The organism is Leptospira weilii serovar Ranarum str. ICFT (assembly GCF_000332415.1).
In the GTDB taxonomy this organism is placed as follows: Bacteria; Spirochaetota; Leptospiria; order Leptospirales; family Leptospiraceae; genus Leptospira; species Leptospira weilii_A.
The window spans coordinates 1-19,844 of the sequence record NZ_AOHC02000001.1 but is presented as its reverse complement, the minus strand read 5'-3'; the positions used below and the strand labels follow the sequence as shown (position 1 = coordinate 19,844).

Annotated in this window: 19 protein-coding genes; 8 read left to right on the top strand and 11 right to left on the bottom strand. The window is 41.4% G+C overall.

Annotated elements, in window-relative coordinates:
* Positions 1–29: 29 nt before the first annotated feature.
* The 6 genes from LEP1GSC060_RS00085 to LEP1GSC060_RS00060 form a co-directional block, all read right to left on the bottom strand.
* Complete coding sequence (locus LEP1GSC060_RS00085; RefSeq protein WP_036094830.1) at positions 30–653, bottom strand: hypothetical protein; 624 nt, start codon at positions 651–653, stop codon at positions 30–32.
* 345 nt (positions 654–998) lie between these two features.
* Positions 999–1,796 (bottom strand): hypothetical protein, encoded by a 798-nt coding sequence (locus tag LEP1GSC060_RS00080; RefSeq protein WP_230458281.1) that lies wholly within the window; start codon positions 1,794–1,796, stop codon positions 999–1,001.
* Positions 1,797–2,101: 305 nt separating this feature from the next.
* The gene (locus tag LEP1GSC060_RS00075) at positions 2,102–2,509 is read right to left on the bottom strand and encodes a helix-turn-helix domain-containing protein (protein WP_036094828.1); all 408 of its coding nucleotides are present in this window, start codon (positions 2,507–2,509) and stop codon (positions 2,102–2,104) included.
* 453 nt (positions 2,510–2,962) lie between these two features.
* A complete protein-coding gene (locus LEP1GSC060_RS00070) occupies positions 2,963–4,441 on the bottom strand; it encodes an LIC12015 family putative lipoprotein (RefSeq protein WP_002992630.1) in 1,479 nt (492 codons plus the stop codon).
* Between the two features lie 26 nt (positions 4,442–4,467).
* Positions 4,468–4,821: a hypothetical protein gene (locus LEP1GSC060_RS00065; protein WP_002992677.1), complete on the bottom strand. Its 354-nt coding sequence runs from the start codon at positions 4,819–4,821 to the stop codon at positions 4,468–4,470.
* Entirely contained in the window at positions 4,818–5,453 is a 636-nt protein-coding gene (locus LEP1GSC060_RS00060) for a hypothetical protein (protein WP_002992689.1), read from the bottom strand. Before LEP1GSC060_RS00060 ends, LEP1GSC060_RS00065 begins: the two co-directional genes overlap by 4 nt.
* Before the next feature lie 43 nt (positions 5,454–5,496).
* Between LEP1GSC060_RS00060 and LEP1GSC060_RS00055 the strand changes: the two genes are divergently transcribed.
* Both LEP1GSC060_RS00055 and LEP1GSC060_RS00050 read left to right on the top strand, forming a co-directional pair.
* Complete coding sequence (locus LEP1GSC060_RS00055) at positions 5,497–5,850, top strand: STAS domain-containing protein (protein ID WP_002992632.1); 354 nt, start codon at positions 5,497–5,499, stop codon at positions 5,848–5,850.
* Positions 5,851–5,857: 7 nt separating this feature from the next.
* Positions 5,858–6,595, top strand: a complete 738-nt coding sequence (locus tag LEP1GSC060_RS00050) for a diacylglycerol/polyprenol kinase family protein (RefSeq protein WP_002992693.1) — start codon at positions 5,858–5,860, stop codon at positions 6,593–6,595.
* Positions 6,596–7,201: 606 nt separating this feature from the next.
* Here the strand turns inward: LEP1GSC060_RS00050 and LEP1GSC060_RS20890 are convergent.
* Positions 7,202–7,330 carry a type II toxin-antitoxin system Phd/YefM family antitoxin gene (locus LEP1GSC060_RS20890; RefSeq protein WP_080634473.1) on the bottom strand — a complete coding sequence of 43 codons (129 nt, stop codon included), beginning with the start codon at positions 7,328–7,330 and terminating at the stop codon, positions 7,202–7,204.
* 402 nt (positions 7,331–7,732) lie between these two features.
* Here LEP1GSC060_RS20890 and lepA point away from each other — a divergent pair, with 402 nt between their 5' ends.
* Positions 7,733–9,538, top strand: a complete 1,806-nt coding sequence (lepA, locus tag LEP1GSC060_RS00045; RefSeq protein ID WP_036094825.1) for a translation elongation factor 4 — start codon at positions 7,733–7,735, stop codon at positions 9,536–9,538.
* A 315-nt stretch (positions 9,539–9,853) separates the two neighbouring features.
* Positions 9,854–10,876, top strand: coding sequence for a PALP domain-containing protein (locus tag LEP1GSC060_RS00040; RefSeq protein WP_036094833.1), 1,023 nt, complete (start codon positions 9,854–9,856; stop codon positions 10,874–10,876).
* Positions 10,877–11,467: 591 nt separating this feature from the next.
* Here LEP1GSC060_RS00040 and LEP1GSC060_RS00035 read toward each other — a convergent pair.
* The 4 genes from LEP1GSC060_RS00035 to LEP1GSC060_RS00020 all read right to left on the bottom strand — a co-directional run bounded on the left by LEP1GSC060_RS00035 (position 11,468) and on the right by LEP1GSC060_RS00020 (position 15,832).
* Positions 11,468–12,313: a hypothetical protein gene (locus LEP1GSC060_RS00035; RefSeq protein WP_002992626.1), complete on the bottom strand. Its 846-nt coding sequence runs from the start codon at positions 12,311–12,313 to the stop codon at positions 11,468–11,470.
* A 175-nt stretch (positions 12,314–12,488) separates the two neighbouring features.
* A complete protein-coding gene (locus LEP1GSC060_RS00030) occupies positions 12,489–13,220 on the bottom strand; it encodes a succinate dehydrogenase/fumarate reductase iron-sulfur subunit (RefSeq protein WP_002992645.1) in 732 nt (243 codons plus the stop codon).
* Positions 13,220–15,133 carry a fumarate reductase/succinate dehydrogenase flavoprotein subunit gene (locus LEP1GSC060_RS00025; protein ID WP_002992684.1) on the bottom strand — a complete coding sequence of 638 codons (1,914 nt, stop codon included), beginning with the start codon at positions 15,131–15,133 and terminating at the stop codon, positions 13,220–13,222. The genes LEP1GSC060_RS00030 and LEP1GSC060_RS00025 overlap by 1 nt, the downstream gene beginning before the upstream one ends.
* A gap of 18 nt (positions 15,134–15,151) precedes the next feature.
* Positions 15,152–15,832: a succinate dehydrogenase cytochrome B subunit, b558 family gene (locus LEP1GSC060_RS00020; RefSeq protein ID WP_002992687.1), complete on the bottom strand. Its 681-nt coding sequence runs from the start codon at positions 15,830–15,832 to the stop codon at positions 15,152–15,154.
* Positions 15,833–16,197: 365 nt separating this feature from the next.
* On the opposite strand from LEP1GSC060_RS00020, the gene LEP1GSC060_RS00015 reads away from it, so the two are divergent.
* The 4 genes from LEP1GSC060_RS00015 to LEP1GSC060_RS19830 are packed head-to-tail and all read left to right on the top strand — an operon-like array spanning position 16,198 to position 19,272.
* Positions 16,198–17,733: an aldo/keto reductase gene (locus tag LEP1GSC060_RS00015; RefSeq protein ID WP_002992656.1), complete on the top strand. Its 1,536-nt coding sequence runs from the start codon at positions 16,198–16,200 to the stop codon at positions 17,731–17,733.
* Positions 17,723–18,190 carry a DUF309 domain-containing protein gene (locus tag LEP1GSC060_RS00010; RefSeq protein WP_002992667.1) on the top strand — a complete coding sequence of 156 codons (468 nt, stop codon included), beginning with the start codon at positions 17,723–17,725 and terminating at the stop codon, positions 18,188–18,190. Before LEP1GSC060_RS00015 ends, LEP1GSC060_RS00010 begins: the two co-directional genes overlap by 11 nt.
* A gap of 1 nt (position 18,191) precedes the next feature.
* Positions 18,192–19,073, top strand: coding sequence for an alpha/beta fold hydrolase (locus LEP1GSC060_RS00005; protein ID WP_002992663.1), 882 nt, complete (start codon positions 18,192–18,194; stop codon positions 19,071–19,073).
* Between the two features lie 22 nt (positions 19,074–19,095).
* Complete coding sequence (locus tag LEP1GSC060_RS19830; protein WP_155119593.1) at positions 19,096–19,272, top strand: hypothetical protein; 177 nt, start codon at positions 19,096–19,098, stop codon at positions 19,270–19,272.
* Positions 19,273–19,844 lie beyond the last annotated feature (572 nt).

Sequence of the window (19,844 nt, the reverse complement as noted above, 5' to 3'; positions counted from 1 at the left end):
AATTTCAAGCGTTGAAATGACATTACGTTTTAATTAAGTATTTTCCTAAGATCTACTTCCTTACAATTCGACACTTGAAGATATTTTGAGAAGGTTTGATCATTAGCACGTTCATTCAGGAAGGTTTCAAAGATTCCTTTAAATTCCACTATGTAATCCAACTCGTAAAATCGCCTTTCCATTCCCCGAGAAAAAGAAAAGTCGCTTTTCCAATTGATTCTTACTCGAATCGGCAAATTGGGCTTTAAGCCGGCTATTTGGAAGTGTTGCCTTTTAGGAACGCCGATATTTTCCCCGTTAAAATATAAGTTTATTTCCTCTGAATTTATTTTCTCAAATTCAAAGATATCAAACTTGAATCTGTTCGCTTTAGAATAGTTGAATGTAATTCCGCCCTTATCATCGTAAAAACTATTCTCCTGAGTTTTCGTCGACGGATGATAATCTAAAATAACGAAAAAATCGGAATCTAAGAAGGACTTATTGTTACTTAGATCCAAGCCGGGATAACGGATGTATTGGTTTTCCATCTTAGCGGTTGCGGACTCAAGACGATCCGGCCAAATTACAACGGGTCTATTTTGGAAACCACGATCGCTTTTCGATAGTATCAGCCGACTTTTAAATATTTGGATTACTACTTTAGGTTTCAATTGATTCTACTTTTATCTTCGGAAGAGATTTTATAAGTTTTTTGCAGCTTAAAATTGAAAGATTCCATTCGGGATAATCTTTTTATTTTCGGTTTGGAAAATGCAAATTCCTTACCGATTGGTGACATGATATTAGAGTTGTTGAAAAATTAATTCTCCATTTGTTTTTGTTTCATTGAAATGGACGATCCAAGCGGTTTTGTTAATCGCGACTATTGAATTTTTCAACAACTCTATCGAATTAAATCCCAAATCTTTGAAATCTAAAAGTATATAATCGTTTTCGCATTGGTTATATCGAACTCGCTTTAAATTAAACCCCAATGACGTCTAACGGAGTTGCAATTAGACGCCGTGCGGTTTAAAAACGATAAATTCATCGAAAGTTTCACTTTTCCGGACGGTCATCAACTTTTGAAAATGGTTTCCGGTTAACCGAATGAATCCGAAATAATCAAGAAATCTACGGAACGTTCTAACCGAATAACATCCATAGGATTCTGAAAATTGATTTGCTTCCGTATTGTCCAACAATTGAGGGAAGGCTTTAAAATATTTTTCAGAGTAAAAATCCGTATTCCTTTCCACATCGCCGTATTTGTGGATTAAAAATAAACTGAACTTATTACCAAACTGTCCTACCATTTTATTGGAATATCCGTCGAAGTAAGACCAATTAAAAGTATTGGCAAATGTATCGAATATAAGCGGGAATATACCGTCGGTTTTGTAGATGTCTCTGCCTTTCGAAGTCAGGGACAAGGTTCCGTTTCTTTTTTTCAATATTCCGGATAGTTCGCAGAGAACTCTCGTCAAAACTATAGAATTTGAATCCGTTTCTTTGGTTAGTTTCGTAAAACCATTTTCAATCAGTTCATCCACAAATATTTTCTGAGAATATAATTCTTTAACCAGAGTCGGAGGCAGATTTCCGGCTTTCGTTAATTTCACTTCGGTTTCGACTTCGATTTGATTTAGAAAATATCTAAGTTGTTTTACCAAAGGGATTTCATTAACGGTCTTATCGTTCGGATTTAATTTGTAAAAAGAGTTTTGCTTTTTCTCATAGAGAATATCGTGCATCTGCCTCGGCGACAAACCGTCGAACTCCTCAAGGCCGGTATTATTGATTTCTTCAATCATTGAATTTATATCTTTTTTCATTTTCGTAATCGATACAATGCTTAACAAAGCGAAAAGCCGGAGTTAGGCTTAAAATAATTTCCGTAAATCGTCTTATCTTCTTCTATATTTTTTAAATTAGTAAATCGTTTCCGATTTGCATTAAAATATGGATCCGTTTCGCCGTCGCCGATAAAAAAAATTATATCTCGCATAAATATTTCATTTCGTATAGTTTTCGCGTCGTTTTTGACGCGAAAAATCGCGGTACATAAAAAAAGGAAGTAGACACTTCCTTTTTTTACGGAACTTAACTTTATTTTATTCTAATATTCAACTTTTTGAAGAAACAATTCTTCCTTTTTCATCTTTAAGGCTTTGGATGCCATATTTTTAAAATCTTCCGGCGGTTCTAAAAGCCCGAGTTCCACCTTAGAGAGAAAAGGAGTGGAGACCTTTAGTTTTTTAGCCATATCGTATTGTTTAATTCCCAATTCCCTACGTTTTGCCCAGAGTCTGTTGGTAAGCCCTTCCGTAAATTCAGGATACACATCCTCAACGGGTTGCTCGTTAAACAATTTTTCAAGAGTTGTTTTCAAATATTTTACGCAGGATTGTTTAAATTTTTCCGTAGGATCCTGGCTTCCTGTTTCGATTTTTGAAAGGTAACTTGGAGAAACTCCGAGCGCTCTCGCCATATCGTATTGTTTTATACCCCGCTTTTTACGGAGCATGTAGATGTGGTTTTTCATTCAATTCCCCTCTCGATCGACAAGGGTATTTTGATTAAAAGTAAATTCAAGAAAAAATTTCCAACAGCTCTAAACAAGATTAGAAATTCATTAATTAGTAAGCCGAAAGGGTTATGATAAATAAGTAGAATAAAAGATGAAAGTAAGAGAATACAAAAACGATGATTGGAAAAGAAATTTTAAGTTATGAAAGACGAATGAAGTAAACCGAATGAAATAGGCCGAAATAATAAATTCAATTTTCTGAATATGTTTGCGGGATTTTTTTTCCGGTTTTGAATTGTTTGTTTTGTAAAGAAAGTATATGAGGAATGTCTCAAAGTATCGTGGACTGATGACTGCGCGGCCGCCGGAGCGCCGAACACGGTTGTATCGACCTCGTTTTGATGTATAACTCAAAAAGCCCCGGCTTGAAAACCGAGGCTTTTTATAATCTTAGATTTGTCCGGGTTTTAAACTTTCGGAGGCGATCTTGAATTCGTTTTCGGATTTCAATTTCGCCAAGTAGTCTTGAAAGATGGACTGCTTTTTGGCTTCGACTAACTCTTGTTTGATTCTATCCCTTACTTTACCGAAATCTTCCGGAACTCTTTCGTTCGGATTTGCGGAAGAGGGTTTGGAATACGCGTAGAGTTTTCCGGCTTCATAAGTGTCTCTGATTTCCTTTTCGGAAATATTCACGTCCGAATCGATGGAACGATTGCGGATCAGCATAAAAAGAACGGACCTTCCGAGCAACGGGAGCGTTTTCTTAAATTCTTTTGTGTCTTTGAGAGATTGAACTTCTTTGGATTCCGAGGAGATTCGGATCGGAAGATAGATTTGAGTGTAAAACGAAAGTTGATCGTTTTTTTCCTCTTCCGGAGACGTTTTGCGTTTTTGAAGGATCGGAGCGATTTTATTGAATTCCACAAGAAGATCCTTAAAGGAGAACTTCGCGCCGCTTCGATCTTCGAAAAGAATCGTATCGGATTTTAGTCCTTTGATAAAGTCGGGAGTCAGGTCTACGATTTTTAAACCGCTTTTTACTCTGAGTCCGTCCATTTCCTTCTTCCACGCCTCTTTTAAAAAACGATTTCCGTAGTGTTCTGCGGTTTGATTCGCTCTTTCGTTTACGACCAAGTCGGAATAAAATTTCGCCGCGTTTTTTTCCTCTTCCGTAATTCCTTCTTTGGAAACGTTTTTCACGGCGAGGTTCTTCAGTTTATCCAATTCGTTTTGAAAAAATTTATCGATCTTCTTAGGATAAATCTTTTCGATCCTTTCCACTTTAAGAATATAATAATTTCCTTGTGCTTCCTTAAGAATGAATTCCCCTTTTTTATCGGAGGCTTCTTTAAGAATCGCGGTAAACGGATCGTCTCCACAATTGATACAATGCGGTTCTAGTTTTCCTCCGATCGCTTTTCTTTGCGCCTCGTCCGTGTTCTTAGAGATGAACTCCGCGATTTCTTTATCGGATTTGATTGTTTGAATTTGTTGGAGTAGGGAATTGGCCTTTGTCGTCGCGTCGGTTCCCGCTTTTACAAAGAGAATTCTTCCGAATGCGAACTGAAGCATTCCCGAAGAGAGTAGTTTTTCGGAGAATTGTTTTCGATAATCGTTGAATAGGACCTGAGGTTCGACAAAACCCATAATTCTCGCGTATTCGTCTTTCGTGACTACGTTTGAGTCGTTATTCTTGGCTTCGGCGATTTTTTGAATTCCGATTTCTTCCACGATCTTCGCTTGAGTCGCGATCGAGGCGCTGTTTGGATCGGGTTCTATGCCGCGGAGTTTGTAATACGCTCTCAGTTCTTCGCGTGTTACGGTTCCGGATTTAAAGGAAGCGAGTACGTCCGAGTCCCTGCTGCAGTTTAAGGCAAAGGTTACGAGTAGGGAAAGAATGGTTAGAGATAGAGTTTTTTGTTTCATGAAATTGTGTCTTTTACTTTTAAGTCTTAGTATTTGTGAATTGTCTTTCGAGTTGTTTGCGGTTTGGGATCCGGGATTTCCACGGAGATTTCCCGAGTTAGGTTTTTTTCTCGGGAACTGTATAAGTTTTTCATCTCGACGGGGGAAGATTTTCCGGAGTTTTTTACGAGCCCGATTTTACCGGGTTCTTCTTTGATTTTTAAAGAGAGAATTTCGGCCTTTCCGGATTCTAAATTCGTCATTTCCTTTCGGATGGAATCTTTTAGAATTTCCGAATAGTCCCGGTCCGAGGAAATCCGTTCCTGAATTTTTCCCAATTCGAGTATGTCTCGGTCCACTTCTTCAATCTTTCGAAAAAGATGCGCTACCTTTACCTTCATACTTTAATCCCAACGTTGATCTTTTTGGATTCTATGTCCGTTTGCAAGAATGAAAATAAATGGAAATACGAAAAATTCAGAACTCCTTGAGAAGGTTCTACGAACAAGACACAAAGAACGAGAAAAACGAAGAAGAAAGTTTTGAGATTGTTCTTTTGGGTACACAAATGCAAAAATCCTAAAATACAGGTCAGAATTCCGGACTTGATCACATAGAGAAAGCCGATTTTATTCCAGAAATGGAAATCCCACGGAACCATCTTAAATCCTGCGATCAAAAAAAATAAGATGAACAACCCTTTGGGGAGCTGAGTTTTATCCTTTAAAAATTCGGTTTCCGAGACGAACTCCGTTTTTTGAAAATCATCTTTATCTCTTTTTAAGAAGAGAATTCCGCAGCAGTGAATGCACAATAGATCGAGAAGATCGCCGGGTGTGGAACCGTCCAAACCGCCGATTGCAAGAAAAATCAAGGTTAAAACCGAAAGCGGAAGTACAAAACGGTCGACTTTGTTTGAGATCTCTTTTTTACGATAGAAGATTACGGCAAGACTTAAGACGACTGCGCCCGGTGATAAAAAGGAATAGGACCTTAAAATCAAAAATAGAACGGATAAGAATAGAAAAACCATTTGTCTTAGGAAGAAACGCTTATAGATTGTCTTTCCGAGCATTATGATTCTGAACGAAATCATCATTTCTATGGAAAAAATCGACAACGTTCAGATTATGAAACTTCAGGGTTCCATCAACTCATTTACGGAAAAAAAATTCAAGGATCAGCTTTCGGTTTCGATCCGTTCCGGTCCCGTGATTTTGGATCTGGAAGAAGTCAGTTTGATTTCTTCCCGCGGAATTCAATCTTTGAAAGAAATGAATCAATTGAGTTTTACTTCTCGCAACAAATTGGTTTTGATTCATCCGACCGAATCGGTTCGGAATGCGATCAAGATGGCGGCTCTCTACGGACTTTTTTTAATCGCACCGGACGAGGAATCCGCGCTGAAAATGACGATGAAAAATAGGTAGGATATAAGTGACAAGTTTCAACTACGCGCGTAAATTCTGGCATCTTCTCGGATTGACGGTTCCTGTCTGTTACTACTTGGACGTTTTTCAAGGAGCATTCGGACTTTTGAATGCGACCCGCGCGGTTGTTTCCGCCTCTTTGGTGTGTTGTCTCGGAATGATTTTATTATTCGAATATCTTCGTTTTCGGTTTTCGGGTTTTCAAAAATTCTTTTTATCGATCCTAGGAATTTTGATGAAGGAAGAGGAAAAAACGAGATTGAACGGAACCGTTCCTTATTTTATTTCCTGCACGTTCGTAGTGTTTTTGTTTCCTCCGGAAATTTCCATTCTTTCCATGCTTTTTTTAGTCATCGGAGATCCGACCGCCGCCTGGGTCGGTACGTTTTACGGTAGGCGCCGATTTTCCAACGGCAAGTCCGTGGAAGGGATCGTCGCTTTCATCGTCGCCAGCACGATCGTTGGTTTTGTTTTTATGTATCTTTTCGAAACTTCCGGTAAGGGAAATTTTTTGAAAACAGAGGATTTTGTATTTTATAATAATCTAATTTTCTTAACTCCTGCGATTTTGATTTCCGCGGTTACGGAACTTTATTGCGGGACGTACTGGAACGGGATCGTGGACGATAATCTTTTGATTCCCGCGGTTTCCGCTCTCGTTTTGGGTTTTACCGCCTGGTTGCTTTTGGGAGTGGAGCCTTCCTCCATTTTCTTAAATCCGGCGGAGTTGTTTTTAAAGATCTGATTGCTGCGTCTAAAAAACTCGCGCCGGTAGTATTCGTAATCTTTAATATATCCATATCAAGATATGTGCTTATTTTAAAGAACTCTTTTAGAGATTAAGAGTTTGTCCCAAATCCGTCCGATTTTATCGGAATGTCCGCAAATCTCTGCGATTGTTTTGAGTTTTGGGGACAGGTTCTAATTAAAACTACGACTAATTTATTGCCGTTTCGGATAACGAAGCGCACTTCTCGAAGTGGCGAGCCAGGCCGCTTGTGCGCGAAGGAACGAGGACGTTCGCGAAAGTTATTTCCAATTGTATGTTTCTATGTTTAAACCGTCTTTTTTGGCAAGTAGGTTAGAGTCAATAGAGTCGTTGAAAAATTAATTCTCCAGTTGTTTCTGTTTCATTGAAACGGAAGATTGAAGCAGTTTTGTTAATTGCGACCATTGAATTTTTCAACAACTCTAATATAGAAAAACATTATCTATCCCGTAATAGGAGATCGGATGCGGAAACTTTCGAGTTCGATTTTAAAGGGATTCCTGATTTAGCCGATTTGTCTTTAATTGGAAGTTGTATGAATCCTTTTTCAACAAGAAGATACATTTTTTCAATTGTAGATTTTTACTGGATCGGCTCTCTGATTAGCCTTGCAATCGGTTGTTCTGTCACTACCACTTCACTTCCACGTTTGGCTTTATCTAAATATTCACTTAGCTTTGCTTTAAGATCTCTTACGCCAACGTAAACCATGATAGAGGCTTCCAAAAGATAGTTACATTTTTACGATACCGGTTCCTTACGAAAATGGAAACGCTAAAAACACCGGACTTTTTTACCTTCATTCGTAACTCCTCCATTTTTGAAAATTTTACGCTCGCTACTTTCACCCACCGATCCGGATGAAATAGAATGTCCAAAATATTGTGTCTAAACGCGGGATTTGTGCTCAAGTTGACGGTACTCTATTTTATAAGGATCGGTAAGAGCGATTGGCATGAACTTGTCGCACACTTCTTCACTTGTAGGGCGCCGGAAATTCTGCGCTTAAATTGACGGCATGGGGAAAAATCCAAGCTTTCATCCAAGAAACGGCGAAAAGTATTTTGCTTTCCAGACTAGGCCCGCGGCGAAAATCATCTAAGTGTAACCCTCATGAGTGATAAGCAGCAATATATCCGTAACTTTTCCATCATCGCCCATATCGACCACGGAAAATCCACTTTGGCAGACAGACTTTTGGAAATCGGTCACGTTACGAACGACCGAACCAAAAAGGATCAGATCCTGGATTCTATGGATATCGAAAGAGAAAGGGGAATCACAATCAAGGCCAACAACGCCACCTTTGATTATCTCGCAGACGACGGCCATACATACACGATGAACCTGCTCGACACTCCCGGCCACGTGGATTTTACATACGAAGTTTCCCGATCTCTCAAAGCCTGCGAGGGTGTCCTTTTGATTGTGGACGCAAGTCAAGGAGTGGAAGCTCAGACCCTGGCGAATCTGTATCTCGCGATGGAACAGGACTTGGAAATTCTTCCGGTCATGAACAAGATCGATCTTCCGGCTGCGGACGTTGAAAAAACGAAAATTCAAATCGAAGAAAGTTTAGGTTTGGACGCGGATAAGGCCGTTGCGATTTCCGCAAAAACCGGACTGAACGTAAAGGAAGTTCTCGAACAGATCACAAAACAAATTTCTCCGCCGAAAGGAGATCCGAACGGACCTCTCAAAGCCTTGATCTATGATTCTTATTTCGATCCGTATATGGGTGTTGTCATTAAGATCCGAGTTTTTGACGGAAGAATCAAAAAGGGAGATCGTTTTCTCATCATGAGTACGGGAAAGGATTTTACCGTAAACGAAGTCGGAATCAACCGAATCACACTGACCCCGACCGATGGTCTCGGAGCCGGAGAAGTCGGGTATCTCATCGCAGGGATCAAAAAAGTTTCCGACGCAAAGACGGGAGACACGATCACTTTATTTTCCAATCCTACAAAGGAATCCATTCCCGGTTACAAAGAAGCAAAGCCGATGGTTTTCTCCGGACTCTATCCGATCAACGGAGAGCAGTTCGACGAGCTCGTGGACGCGATCGAAAAATTGAAACTGAACGACGCCGCTCTTGTGTTTGAAAAAGAAAGTTCGATCGCACTCGGTTTCGGTTTTCGCGTGGGTTATCTCGGACTGCTTCACATGGAGATCGTTCAGGAAAGATTGGAACGAGAATTCAATCTGGATCTGATCACGACGGCGCCTTCGGTAAAATACATCATTCGCAGTAAGAACGGGGAAGTGGAGGAAATCGACAATCCTTCCCGTTTTCCGGAACCCATTACGATCGAATCCACGGAAGAACCTTACGTCAAAGCGACCGTGATCACTCCGAACGAATACGTGGGTAATATCATGGCCCTCGCGATGGATAAACGCGGGATCGGGTTGGATACCGTGTATCTCACTCAGGATAAGGTTCAATTGACTTACGAACTTCCTCTTGCGGAGCTTATATTCGAATTTTATGATAAACTCAAGTCTTTTACGAGAGGTTACGCTTCTCTGGATTACGAGCCTTCGGGTTATAAGGTTTCTCAACTCGTGAAAATGGATATCCTCGTAAACGGAGAACCCGTGGACGCTCTTTCCATGATCGTTCATAGGACGAAGGCGGAACAAAGAGGACGTGAGATCATCGAAAAACTAAAAGATCTGATTCCCAGACATCAGTTTATGATTCCGATCCAAGCCGCCGTCGGAGGAAAAATTCTCGCGAGAGAAAGTATTTCCGCGCTTCGTAAAAACGTGACGGCGAAATGTTACGGCGGGGACATCACCCGTAAGAAAAAACTCTTGGAGAAACAAAAAGAAGGGAAAAAGCGAATGAAACAGATTGGAAACGTGGAAATTCCTCAGGAAGCGTTCTTGGCCGTTTTAAAAACGAGCAATTGAGTTTTAGGACGCGCAGGCGTTGTCTTTTCTCCGTTTTTTGGAGAAGGTTCGGGATCGTTTCTAAGGTGGTTTGCGGTGATTGTAGCAGATAATTGTTTTGGTGTAATCTGCCAAAATCGTTTCTGCTTTCGCGTGATTTTCATAACAATGATTTATTGAGTTGTTTTAAGATTTTTGATTTCGTTGTCTTAAAAATTGATTTTAGAGTTTTCATTCTAAAATTTATTCTAAAAAAAAATCCTCTGCTACAAAATCGATCAGGCGTAGCTAAAAAAGGCCGGAGAACATTGACTTTTGGTAATGTCTTTTTTTCCATTGAACGATTTTAAAGCACAACTTCTATCCGATCTCGATCGAACTTTGATTCAACCGATCGTTTCCAATTTTCAAACGGAGCTTTCGATTCTTCGGGACGATCGTCTTGCATTCGGAATGGGAACCAAGTTCCGAAAATTTTCGGGAATACATTCCGCATTAGAAAAAAAGAATGTCCGAAGCGTGATTTTGCAAGGGGAGTTGCACGGCAATGCGCTCGCCGCCTTTGCGTTTCTATTTCGTAATTTCGGGTATCACGTTCATACAATCTGTTACACAAGAGATCCGAATCGAAGCGGAGCGAATTCTATTTTTGTAAAAAGGAATTCACATTTCATCCAAGTATATAATTCCAGATCGGAATGGAAGAATGCAGTAGGACGGATATCCAGCAACGCTAAATCAGGAGGCGTGAGTTCGCAAGAATTCCTCAACGCCGAATCGGAAATTGCGAATGAACGCGAAGTTTGCGCGTATATCGTTCCAATCGACGATTTAAAAAATACGAATGCAGACGTAAGTTTGATTCCGGAATACGGACTGAGCCGAACGGCGCTGAACGGTTTGGATTCTCTTTGGAAACAAATTCCGACGGAAAAATACGATCGCCTCGTTTTGGATATCGGGTCGGGACTTACTTGGTTGTCTGCAAAACTTTTTTTTCAGAATCGGATGGATGTCGTAGGCGTTTGTGTCGGTCTTCCTAAAAAGAAAATGATTGATTGGCTGAAAGAAAAACAAAACTGTCTGGGTTTCGAAACGTTTTCAATCGAAGACTCGGCTGTTTTTGAATCCGAGTTTGTCGGCGGTTTCGGGTCTACGAATTTAAATATTTTAGAATATTGTAATTCTTTTTATTTGCGGCACAAGATCCCGATCGAACCGATCTACTCGGGAAGAACGCTTTATACAATCGAACAAAAAATGGCAAGCGGAGAATGGAAAGGGAAGACTCTCTATCTGCATCAAGGCGGACTCTGGAATTTTCTGGATTCTTTGCCGTTATCGAAAAACGTTTCCTGAAATCGATTGGGCAATAATTTTCTTACAGCGCGTCCCAAAACTCTATTATACTTTATCGGAAAGATCAAGCGGCAAGGTTCTATCCCGGTTTTGGGACAGAACCTTATGTGATAAAAAATGGAAATGTTTTTTTCGGATTTTACGACGGAGTTCCAGTCCGCTTCTACGATTGCGGTTTCCTTTTTTTCTATGATGTTCGTGATTCGAAAAATTTGACTCTTTACTGATTCCTATAAAATTGAGGGCCGCTTATTTTATCGCAAAATACGGTTTCTATACAAAATATTAGGTATTTTATTATATAGTTATGAGTAATAAATTTTTGCCGGCCGGCATGCGTCTCATAAGATCTTCGAAACTGCCGATTGTAATCGTTTCGGTCAATGCGTTTGGACATTCGATTTATTGAATATAGGGACGAAGGATCGTTTCGAATTCCTCCCGTTCCAATACGAAATCGGTGAACAACTTTGAATATGTTTCAACTAAAAAGTTGAATATAACATTTTGATTTTTAAAATCGACGGACTTGTTTTCTGAATTTGTAAGAATGGAATTGGAATTCAAAAAACAAATTTTTGCGATGAATTCTCAATCCAAATAATCGGAGATTAGTCTTTGAATTTTGAGATCACTTTCGAGTCCGATTAAATACGGCCTTGCTCCTTCGCGTTTCATGATAAGAAGGCTTTCCGCTGCGATTTCTTCCAGACCTTCTTTTGAATGTAAATAACCGGAGAGAATTTTAGAAAGTTCCTCGGACTTAAATCTGGAAAAAATTTTTAGAACTTTTTCTTGGATCTCTTTGGAATCGGTTTTTAAAAATCGAGTCAAAGGCTCATAGTCGTTGATTTTCGGACTGAAGGAAAGTATGTCATCGATCGAAGCGAGAATCGAAAGTTTCTCTTCGATAGTGCGGGTCTGATTGAATTGAGAAATCAAAGAATAATATTTATTTTCCCGCAGTCGATTTTGAAAAGGCCAACCTTTCGGTAAACAAGCGGGGCAAAGGCATCTCGGTTTTGTGCGCGCTTCCGGAAAATAACGCCATCCGATCGTTTGTGGAAGTCCTTTGATTTTTACGATTTCTTTTTTTGTTACTTTTCGCGGTAAAATTACCTGAAAACCGAAAGGATCCTCGATTGTCCTGAGCGTTTGAATCGACTCGATTGCGGAAGAAGTTGTCAGTTCCGAATCGTATCTCCCGGACCATAGCGGTTCCGAATCCGGAATTCTAAAATAGATTCCGATTATAGGGCCGTTTGAAAATCTTTTGATTTCTCTCAACCATTGATGTGTGATCGAAAAATCCGGAATCACGGGCATACAAAAAATTCCCATAGGAATCTTCTCATAATGAATCGGAGAAGTTTTGATACCCGAACGAAGGATCGGATTTTTGTTTTTCAGGGAAGTGAGGTGTAAGAAAATACTCATTTCATATTCCGACTTGAAGTTCGTTACAACCAAAATTTTTCAGAGACATTTTGTTGAACCAAGTGTAAACGTGCGGTCTTCTAAGTTCTTCTATCAAAAAAAGCCGCCTTGTTGAAAGACGGCTTTTTAAAAACGTTTTCTCTTTTTTCGAAAAGGAAAGAGAAACTAAAAAATTTTAAGAAAGAATATAATCTCGGTTTAACGTCCGGATAAAATCTCTCTTGATGGACTTGGGACAAACGGCTTCGCACTCGTATTGGTTGGTGCAGTTTCCGAAACCTTCTTCGTCCATCGCGTGGATCATCTTTTTCACGCGTTCTTTTTGTTCCACTTTTCCCTGTGGTAAAAGACCTAGGTGCGTGATCTTCGCGGAAACGAAAAGCATCGCGCTTGCATTCTTACAAGAAGCAACACAAGCCCCACATCCGATACAAGTCGCCGCGTCCATCGCGATGTCCGCGTCTACTTTAGGAATTGGGTTTGCGTTTGCGTCGGGCGCTCCACCCGTGTTTACGCTGATAAAACCGCCGGATTGGATGATTCTATCAAACGCGCTTCTGTCCACGACAAGATCCTTGATCACAGGAAAAGCCTTGGCTCTCCAAGGTTCCACGTAAACGGTATCACCGTCTTGGAAGGAACGCATGTGCAACTGACAGGAAGTGACTCCCTGATGAGGTCCGTGCGCTTGCCCGTTGATCATCAGGTTGCAGGAACCGCAGATTCCTTCCCGACAGTCGTGTTCGAACGCGATCGGGTCTTCTCCTTTTGTGATCAGTTCTTCGTTGACTACGTCCAACATCTCCAAGAAAGACATGTTCGGGGAAATATCTTTTGCGTCGTAGTCTACGATCTTTCCTTTCTTTTCTCCGCTCTTTTGTCTCCAGACTTTGAGTTTCAGATCCATTATTTATAACTCCTTGTAGCGAGGTGAACGTTTTCGAACTCCAGTTTTTCCCTGTGTTCGGTTGGTTTTTTGCCGACTCCGTTGAATTCCCAAGCGGTTGCGTGGCAGAACTTATCGTCGTTCCGTTTTGCCTCTCCTTCTTCTTGGTATTCTTCTCGGAAGTGGCCTCCGCAGGATTCTTCCCGAGTCAGTGCGTCGAGGCAGAGGAGTTCTCCGAATTCCAAGAAGTCGGCGACTCTTCCCGCTTTTTCAAGGGATTGATTGAGTTCGGCTCCGCTTCCGGGAACGTTTACGTTCTGCCAGAATTCTTCTCGGATCTTCGGAATTTCGGCTAACGCTTCTTTCAAACCTTTATCGTTACGCGCCATTCCGCATTTGTCCCACATCAGTTTTCCGAGTTGTCTATGAAAAGAATCCACGGTTCTTTTTCCTTGGATGGAAAGAAATTTTTTCGTGGTTTCTTCGGCGTCGTTCAAAGCTTTTTTGGCTTCTGGATGATCTTCTTTCGGATGAGAATTGAATCCCGCTCCCGCGAGATAGTTTCCGATTGTGTAAGGAAGAATGAAATATCCATCCGCGAGTCCTTGCATGAGCGCCGAAGCTCCGAGTCGGTTGGCTCCGTGATCGGAGAAGTTCGCTTCTCCGACTACAAAAAGTCCCGGAAGGTTACTCATCAAATTGTAATCCACCCAGAGTCCGCCCATTGTGTAGTGAACCGCGGGATAAATTCTCATCGGTTGTTTGTATGGATTCTCGCCAGTGATCTGCTCATACATCTGGAAAAGGTTTTCGTAACGATCTCGAATTTTAGGTTCTCCTAATCTACGAATTGCATCCGCGAAATCCAGATAAACACCTTGTCCGGATTCTCCCACACCGAGTCCGGCGTCGCAGGCTTCTTTGGCCGCGCGGGATGCGATGTCTCTTGGAGAAAGGTTTCCGTAACTCGGATACTTTCTTTCTAAATAATAATCTCTTTCTCCTTCGGGGATATCCGCAGCATTTCGTTTATCACCTTTGTTTTTGGGAACCCAGATTCTTCCGTCGTTTCTGAGAGACTCGGACATCAGAGTCAGTTTGGATTGGTGATCTCCGGAAACCGGAATACAGGTCGGGTGAATTTGCGTATAACAAGGGTTTGCGAAGAAGGCGCCTTTTTTGTGAGCCTTCCAAGTTGCGGTTACGTTACAACCTTTTGCGTTTGTAGAAAGGAAGAATACGTTTCCGTATCCGCCCGTTCCCAACACGACCGCGTCCGCCATGTGCGTGGAAAGTTTTCCCGTTACAAGATCACGAACCACGATTCCTTTGGCGTGACCGTCGACTACGATGAGTTCGACCATCTCGGTTCTCGGATACATCTTCACGGCTCCGAGTCCGATCTGACGAGAAAGTGCGGAGTAGGCTCCTAACAAAAGCTGTTGTCCGGTTTGACCTTTTGCGTAGAAGGTTCTGGAAACCTGCGCTCCACCGAAAGAACGGTTGGAAAGATGACCGCCGTATTCTCTCGCAAAAGGAACACCTTGCGCGACACACTGATCGATGATGTTTGCCGAAACTTCCGCAAGACGATGCACGTTAGCCTCTCTTGCACGGAAGTCTCCGCCTTTCACTGTGTCATAGAACAATCTGTGAACGGAGTCCCCGTCGTTTTGATAATTCTTAGCCGCGTTGATACCGCCTTGTGCGGCGATACTGTGCGCACGACGAGGGCTGTCTTGAAAGCAGAATGTTTTTACGTTGTAGCCGAGTTCTGCGAGAGTCGCGGACGCGGACGCGCCTGCGAGACCGGAACCCACTACGATGATATTGAATTTTCTTTTATTGGCCGGATTGACTAGTTTGATATCGGCCTTGTGATTGGACCATTTTTTCTCAATCGGTCCGTCTGGAATTTTAGAATCTAAACTCATGAAAGTTTCTCCAAAGAATTACGGATGAACGTATCCCAGCCAAATCGAAAGCGGGATAGAAGTGTTTCCAACGAAAATGAACAGAGCAAACAGAATCGCTCCTGCTTTGATCTTCCCGCTTAAGAAAGGAGTAGAGAGTCCCAATGTCTGAAATACGCTGGCGACGCCGTGACTGATATGAGAAGCGAGTAAGAACATCGCGAAGATGTAAGAGCCCGCGACGATCGGATTTTGAAAACCGAGAACCACCATCATAAAGACGTCGTGTCTTCCTTTGGAATCCGTCATTGCAAACTGATCCGGATTGGTGACGCCTAACGTAAAGTGGAGAAGGTGATAGACGATAAAGGAAAAAATTAAAAGTCCCGTGAGAGCCATGGTTCTGGAAGCAAGACTCGCTTGAACCGTGTGATTCTTTGCGTAGGGAACCGGACGGGCCTGTTTGTTTTCGATGGAAAGTTTTATCGCGTAGTAAACGTGAATGATAAAGCTAACGATCAGAATGATTCTGGCTACCCAGAGAAGGGGTTCAATATCCCTAAGCGATTGGCCGTATGCGTTGATTTTTTCTTGTCCTAGGAAGATCTGAAGATTTCCCAACATATGAACAACCACAAAGCCGAAATAAACAAGTCCGGTCGCCGCCACGAGAGTTTTTCTCCCGATGGATGACCGGAGATATCCAGCCTTAAAATCCATACCATTTTCTCCTGTTTGTTTGGTGGAAAGAATTCATCGAAAATTTTGAATGAACAAAAAAAGATGGGCTTAAAAAAACCTAACTTTCTAAAATGAGAGTAAAAAAGCGAGCTACGACGAAAAGCATTTTTATTTTCAACGGAAAAAATTGATACCGGATCGAAAGTGACGACTCATAAGAATATAATTCAGTACCTAATATTTTGTATGGAAACAGTATTTTGCGATAAAAATTAACGGTACTCGATTTTATAAAGACGAGTAGATTCTTTCTCAATTGGAAATTGGATTCTCGGAAATCATTCCGTTCGAGAATTTTGTGCGTCGCGTTACGAAACGTTTGTGTAAGACCAAGGATAAAAACAATGATTCCATTCGATCCGTTCCAAGCGCTCTATCAAAAAAACAAACGGAAAGGCGCTTCCGACTCGGAAGCAACGAAAGAATTTTCAGAACGTTCTTCCCTTTCCCAAAAATATCCGGACAAAGACGAATCTTTGAATCCTTATTTTGAATTTCGAGGAAGAACCCTTTCTCGAATCGCGTTCGGATGTTATCGAGTCGGACTCGAATCTATCGAACACAAAAAGGCGTTGGAACTTTCGTTTGCACAGGGATTCAACGTAGTCGATACTTCTTCCAATTATGGAAACGGAGAAAGCGAAAGTTTGGTCGGAAAGGTTCTCCGAGAGAAAATAGAAACCGGAACCTTGAAACGAGAAGACGTGTTCATCGTCACAAAGGCCGGATATATACAAGGAAGAAATCTTCAGATCGTTTCCGAACTCGAAAAAATAAACAAAGAGTTTCCGGAGATCACGTATTATTCCGAAGGATGTTATCACTGCATTCATCCGGAATTTTTGGAAGATCAATTGGAACGTTCTCTCAAACGATTGGGTTTGGAAACCGTGGACTTGTTTTTACTTCACAATCCCGAATACTTTTTAATGGATCGAGAGAAACATAACGTTCCCCAAGAAAAAGCAACCGAACAATATTACGAAAGAATTAAGAACGCGTTTCGATTTTTAGAACAAAAACGAAAAGAGAAAAAGATTCTCTACTACGGAATTTCATCCAACACCTTTCCCGAGAACCCCGAAAAATATACGGCGACTTCGCTTATCAAAATACTACAAATCGCAAAAGAAATTCAAAACGAACTCGGATTGGAAGAATCCGGTTTTGCTGCGGTTCAGTTTCCCGCCAACCTTTTGGAAAGAGGATTTTTGGAACCTAGGTTTCAAGGAAAGACGCTCGTGGAACTCGTCCATGAAAACGAACTTTTACCTTTGGTCAATCGACCGTTGAACGCGATTTCAAACACAGGAAACATCCGGAGGCTTTCCTACGATCCTTCCAAACAAAACGAGGAAGTAATCAAACTTCTCAAGGAAGAATTGAATACGATTTATGAAAGGGAGGAACGTTTGCTTACGATTCTTTCTCTGAATTCAACCAAACATACTTTTCGAACGGTCACTGAACCGTATTTGGATTCGTTTCAAAACCAGGATCACCTGAATTTTTTTTTGGAAAGAACGGCGGTTCCGATCCTGCAACAGCTTATCTCGCAGGTCGAAAAAGTGGGCGGCGTGGAAAAACAATCGGAATATATCGAATTCTTAAACAAAGCCCTTTCGATTTTGGAACGATACGTGTTTCAAAAAAACATTCGAGACCGAAGCGAACTCTATGAGAAAATTCTAAAGTATTATCCCGGATACAAGGATTGGAATCTTTCCGGGATCGCACTTCACTTACTACATTCTTCTTTGGGACAGGGAGTGGTTTTACTCGGAATGCGGAGGGAAGAATACGTGCGAGACGCGATCCTTTCCTTTGCGGCGCCTTTGACTCAAATTCAAAATCAGGATTGGAAACGTTTTGAAGTTTGATCCGGAAATCGTGGCCCTTTTCGAACATATCACAGAGACGAACGATCCCGAACGGACGATCGACTTCGCTTATACGAACGCGGAGCGACTTTTTCGCGAAGGAAAGTATTTCGAGGCTCACGAGGTTCTGGAATTTCAGTGGAAGAAGGACTTCGGACCGAGAAAAACTTTTTTACAGGGAGTCATACAACTTTCGGTTTCTCTTCATAAGATATTTGTCAAACCCAACGCGCGGGGATCCAGAATGCAGGCGGAAAAGGCAAAAGAAAAGTTCGAAATCGTGTTACATTCGGCCGCCTTAAGCGAGGTAGGCAGACGAGAAACGTTAGACATGCTTTCGGCCTTGGATAATATTTTGAACCTCTACGACGACGGGGACGAAGTTCATCCCGAAAAAGTTTCCGCTTTCTGTATTCCTCGTCTTCCGAAAGATTGGCGGGAAATATTTAGGGGCTGACATGAGCGAAATTGAAAGCGGTTTTTTTCAATCCGGCGGGTACAATCTTTCTTACAAGATTCATAAAAACGGAATGGAACATTCGATTCTTCTCTTTCACGGATTTCAAGACGCATCGGATACGTTTCTCTATCAGTTCCCGTTCTTATCCGAACATTTCGATATATATCGATTTGATTATAGAGGTCACGGAGATTCGGATTGGCTCCGAGAAGGAAATTATCATTTCATCCAAACTCTTGTGGACGTGAAAACGTTTGTCTCCAAATTTCTTCCCGAAAAATTTCATATTCTCGGACATTCGATGGGAGGAGGAATCGGCGCTCGTTTTGCTGGAATTTATCCGGAAAGAATTCAGAGCCTTGTTTGTCTGGAAGGATTCATGTCGATCCAATCCCCCGAGTTCGAAAGAAAACGTCTTAAGGTTTGGCTGGATACGTTGGAGAACAACGAGGTCGGAACCAAGGAAAAAAAGAACAAAAGTTTTTCGAGTATCGACGAACTTACACTTCGACTCAAACCGGTTTATCCTCGATTGGATTTGGAAAAGGTTCGGGATTTAGCGAGTTATCTTTCCAAAAAAACGGATTCCGGTTATCAATGGAAAAACGATCCGTTGTATAAGAGAGGTTTTCCTTTCGTTTTTTCTCCGTATTTAACCCGTCATCTCTGGGAATGTATTTCATCTCCCACACTCGTCATCTACGGAAAAGAAACGCATTTGATACCGGAAAATCGGGAAGAGATTTTATCTCATTTTAAACATTTGGAATATATAGAAATGGAAAACGCGGGACACAACATGCACCACGATCGACCCGAAGAATTGGAAACGTTGTTAAACGAATTCTATACCAAACACGGTTTTATTCCCAAAGTCTAAGAAGTTTAAAAGAAAGATTACGTTGGAAGAGATTCGGCTTGGAGCCGACCAAAATTCGACGGTTGAAAGTTTGGGCGAATCCAGCCCCGGCGCTGCGATCCATAGAGCGGCGCCGCTCGGGTTTTTGGGGCTGGACCGCGCTCTTGGCTACAATCTGCAAAGCAACATGTTGTATGATTGGTATATTCTAAAATACTAATTCTTAAAATCATGTTGCATTGCAGGATTTTCGCTGCGATCGCTTTCGCATTGGTTATACGGAATTCACTCTGGATTCCGATTGTATATTCGTTTTGAATCTTGTAAAACCCGAACGTCTTTACTCAATAACTACATAAAAACAGAATCGGAGCCCCGCCTTTAAAACGGGATTCGTTTCAAAATTCATGGTAATCTATCGTTATATTTTGTGTGATGCACACAGATACGACAAATGTCATAATTTGTGCTAAAACGGCATCGAACCACAATCTCGAAAACTAGAAAATTGGTTCCGAACGAATACCGCTTACGACTGCTCCGATCAACGGAACATTTAGGATTTAGAAAATTATACTATATAAGACGGTCGCATTTAAGAGTGAATGAAAACGCCAACCCCCCGACAATTCGGGTATTACGAAAAACCCGGGGGACTACGCTCCGAATACGTACAAACACTGAAGAATCTTGAACTTCTAAGTAGTTTCCGAAATTTACGGACTCATCGTCCTACGTTACAATATTTATCAAATTCTTACAGTAATTCCGATTGAGACTAATACTAGGTGT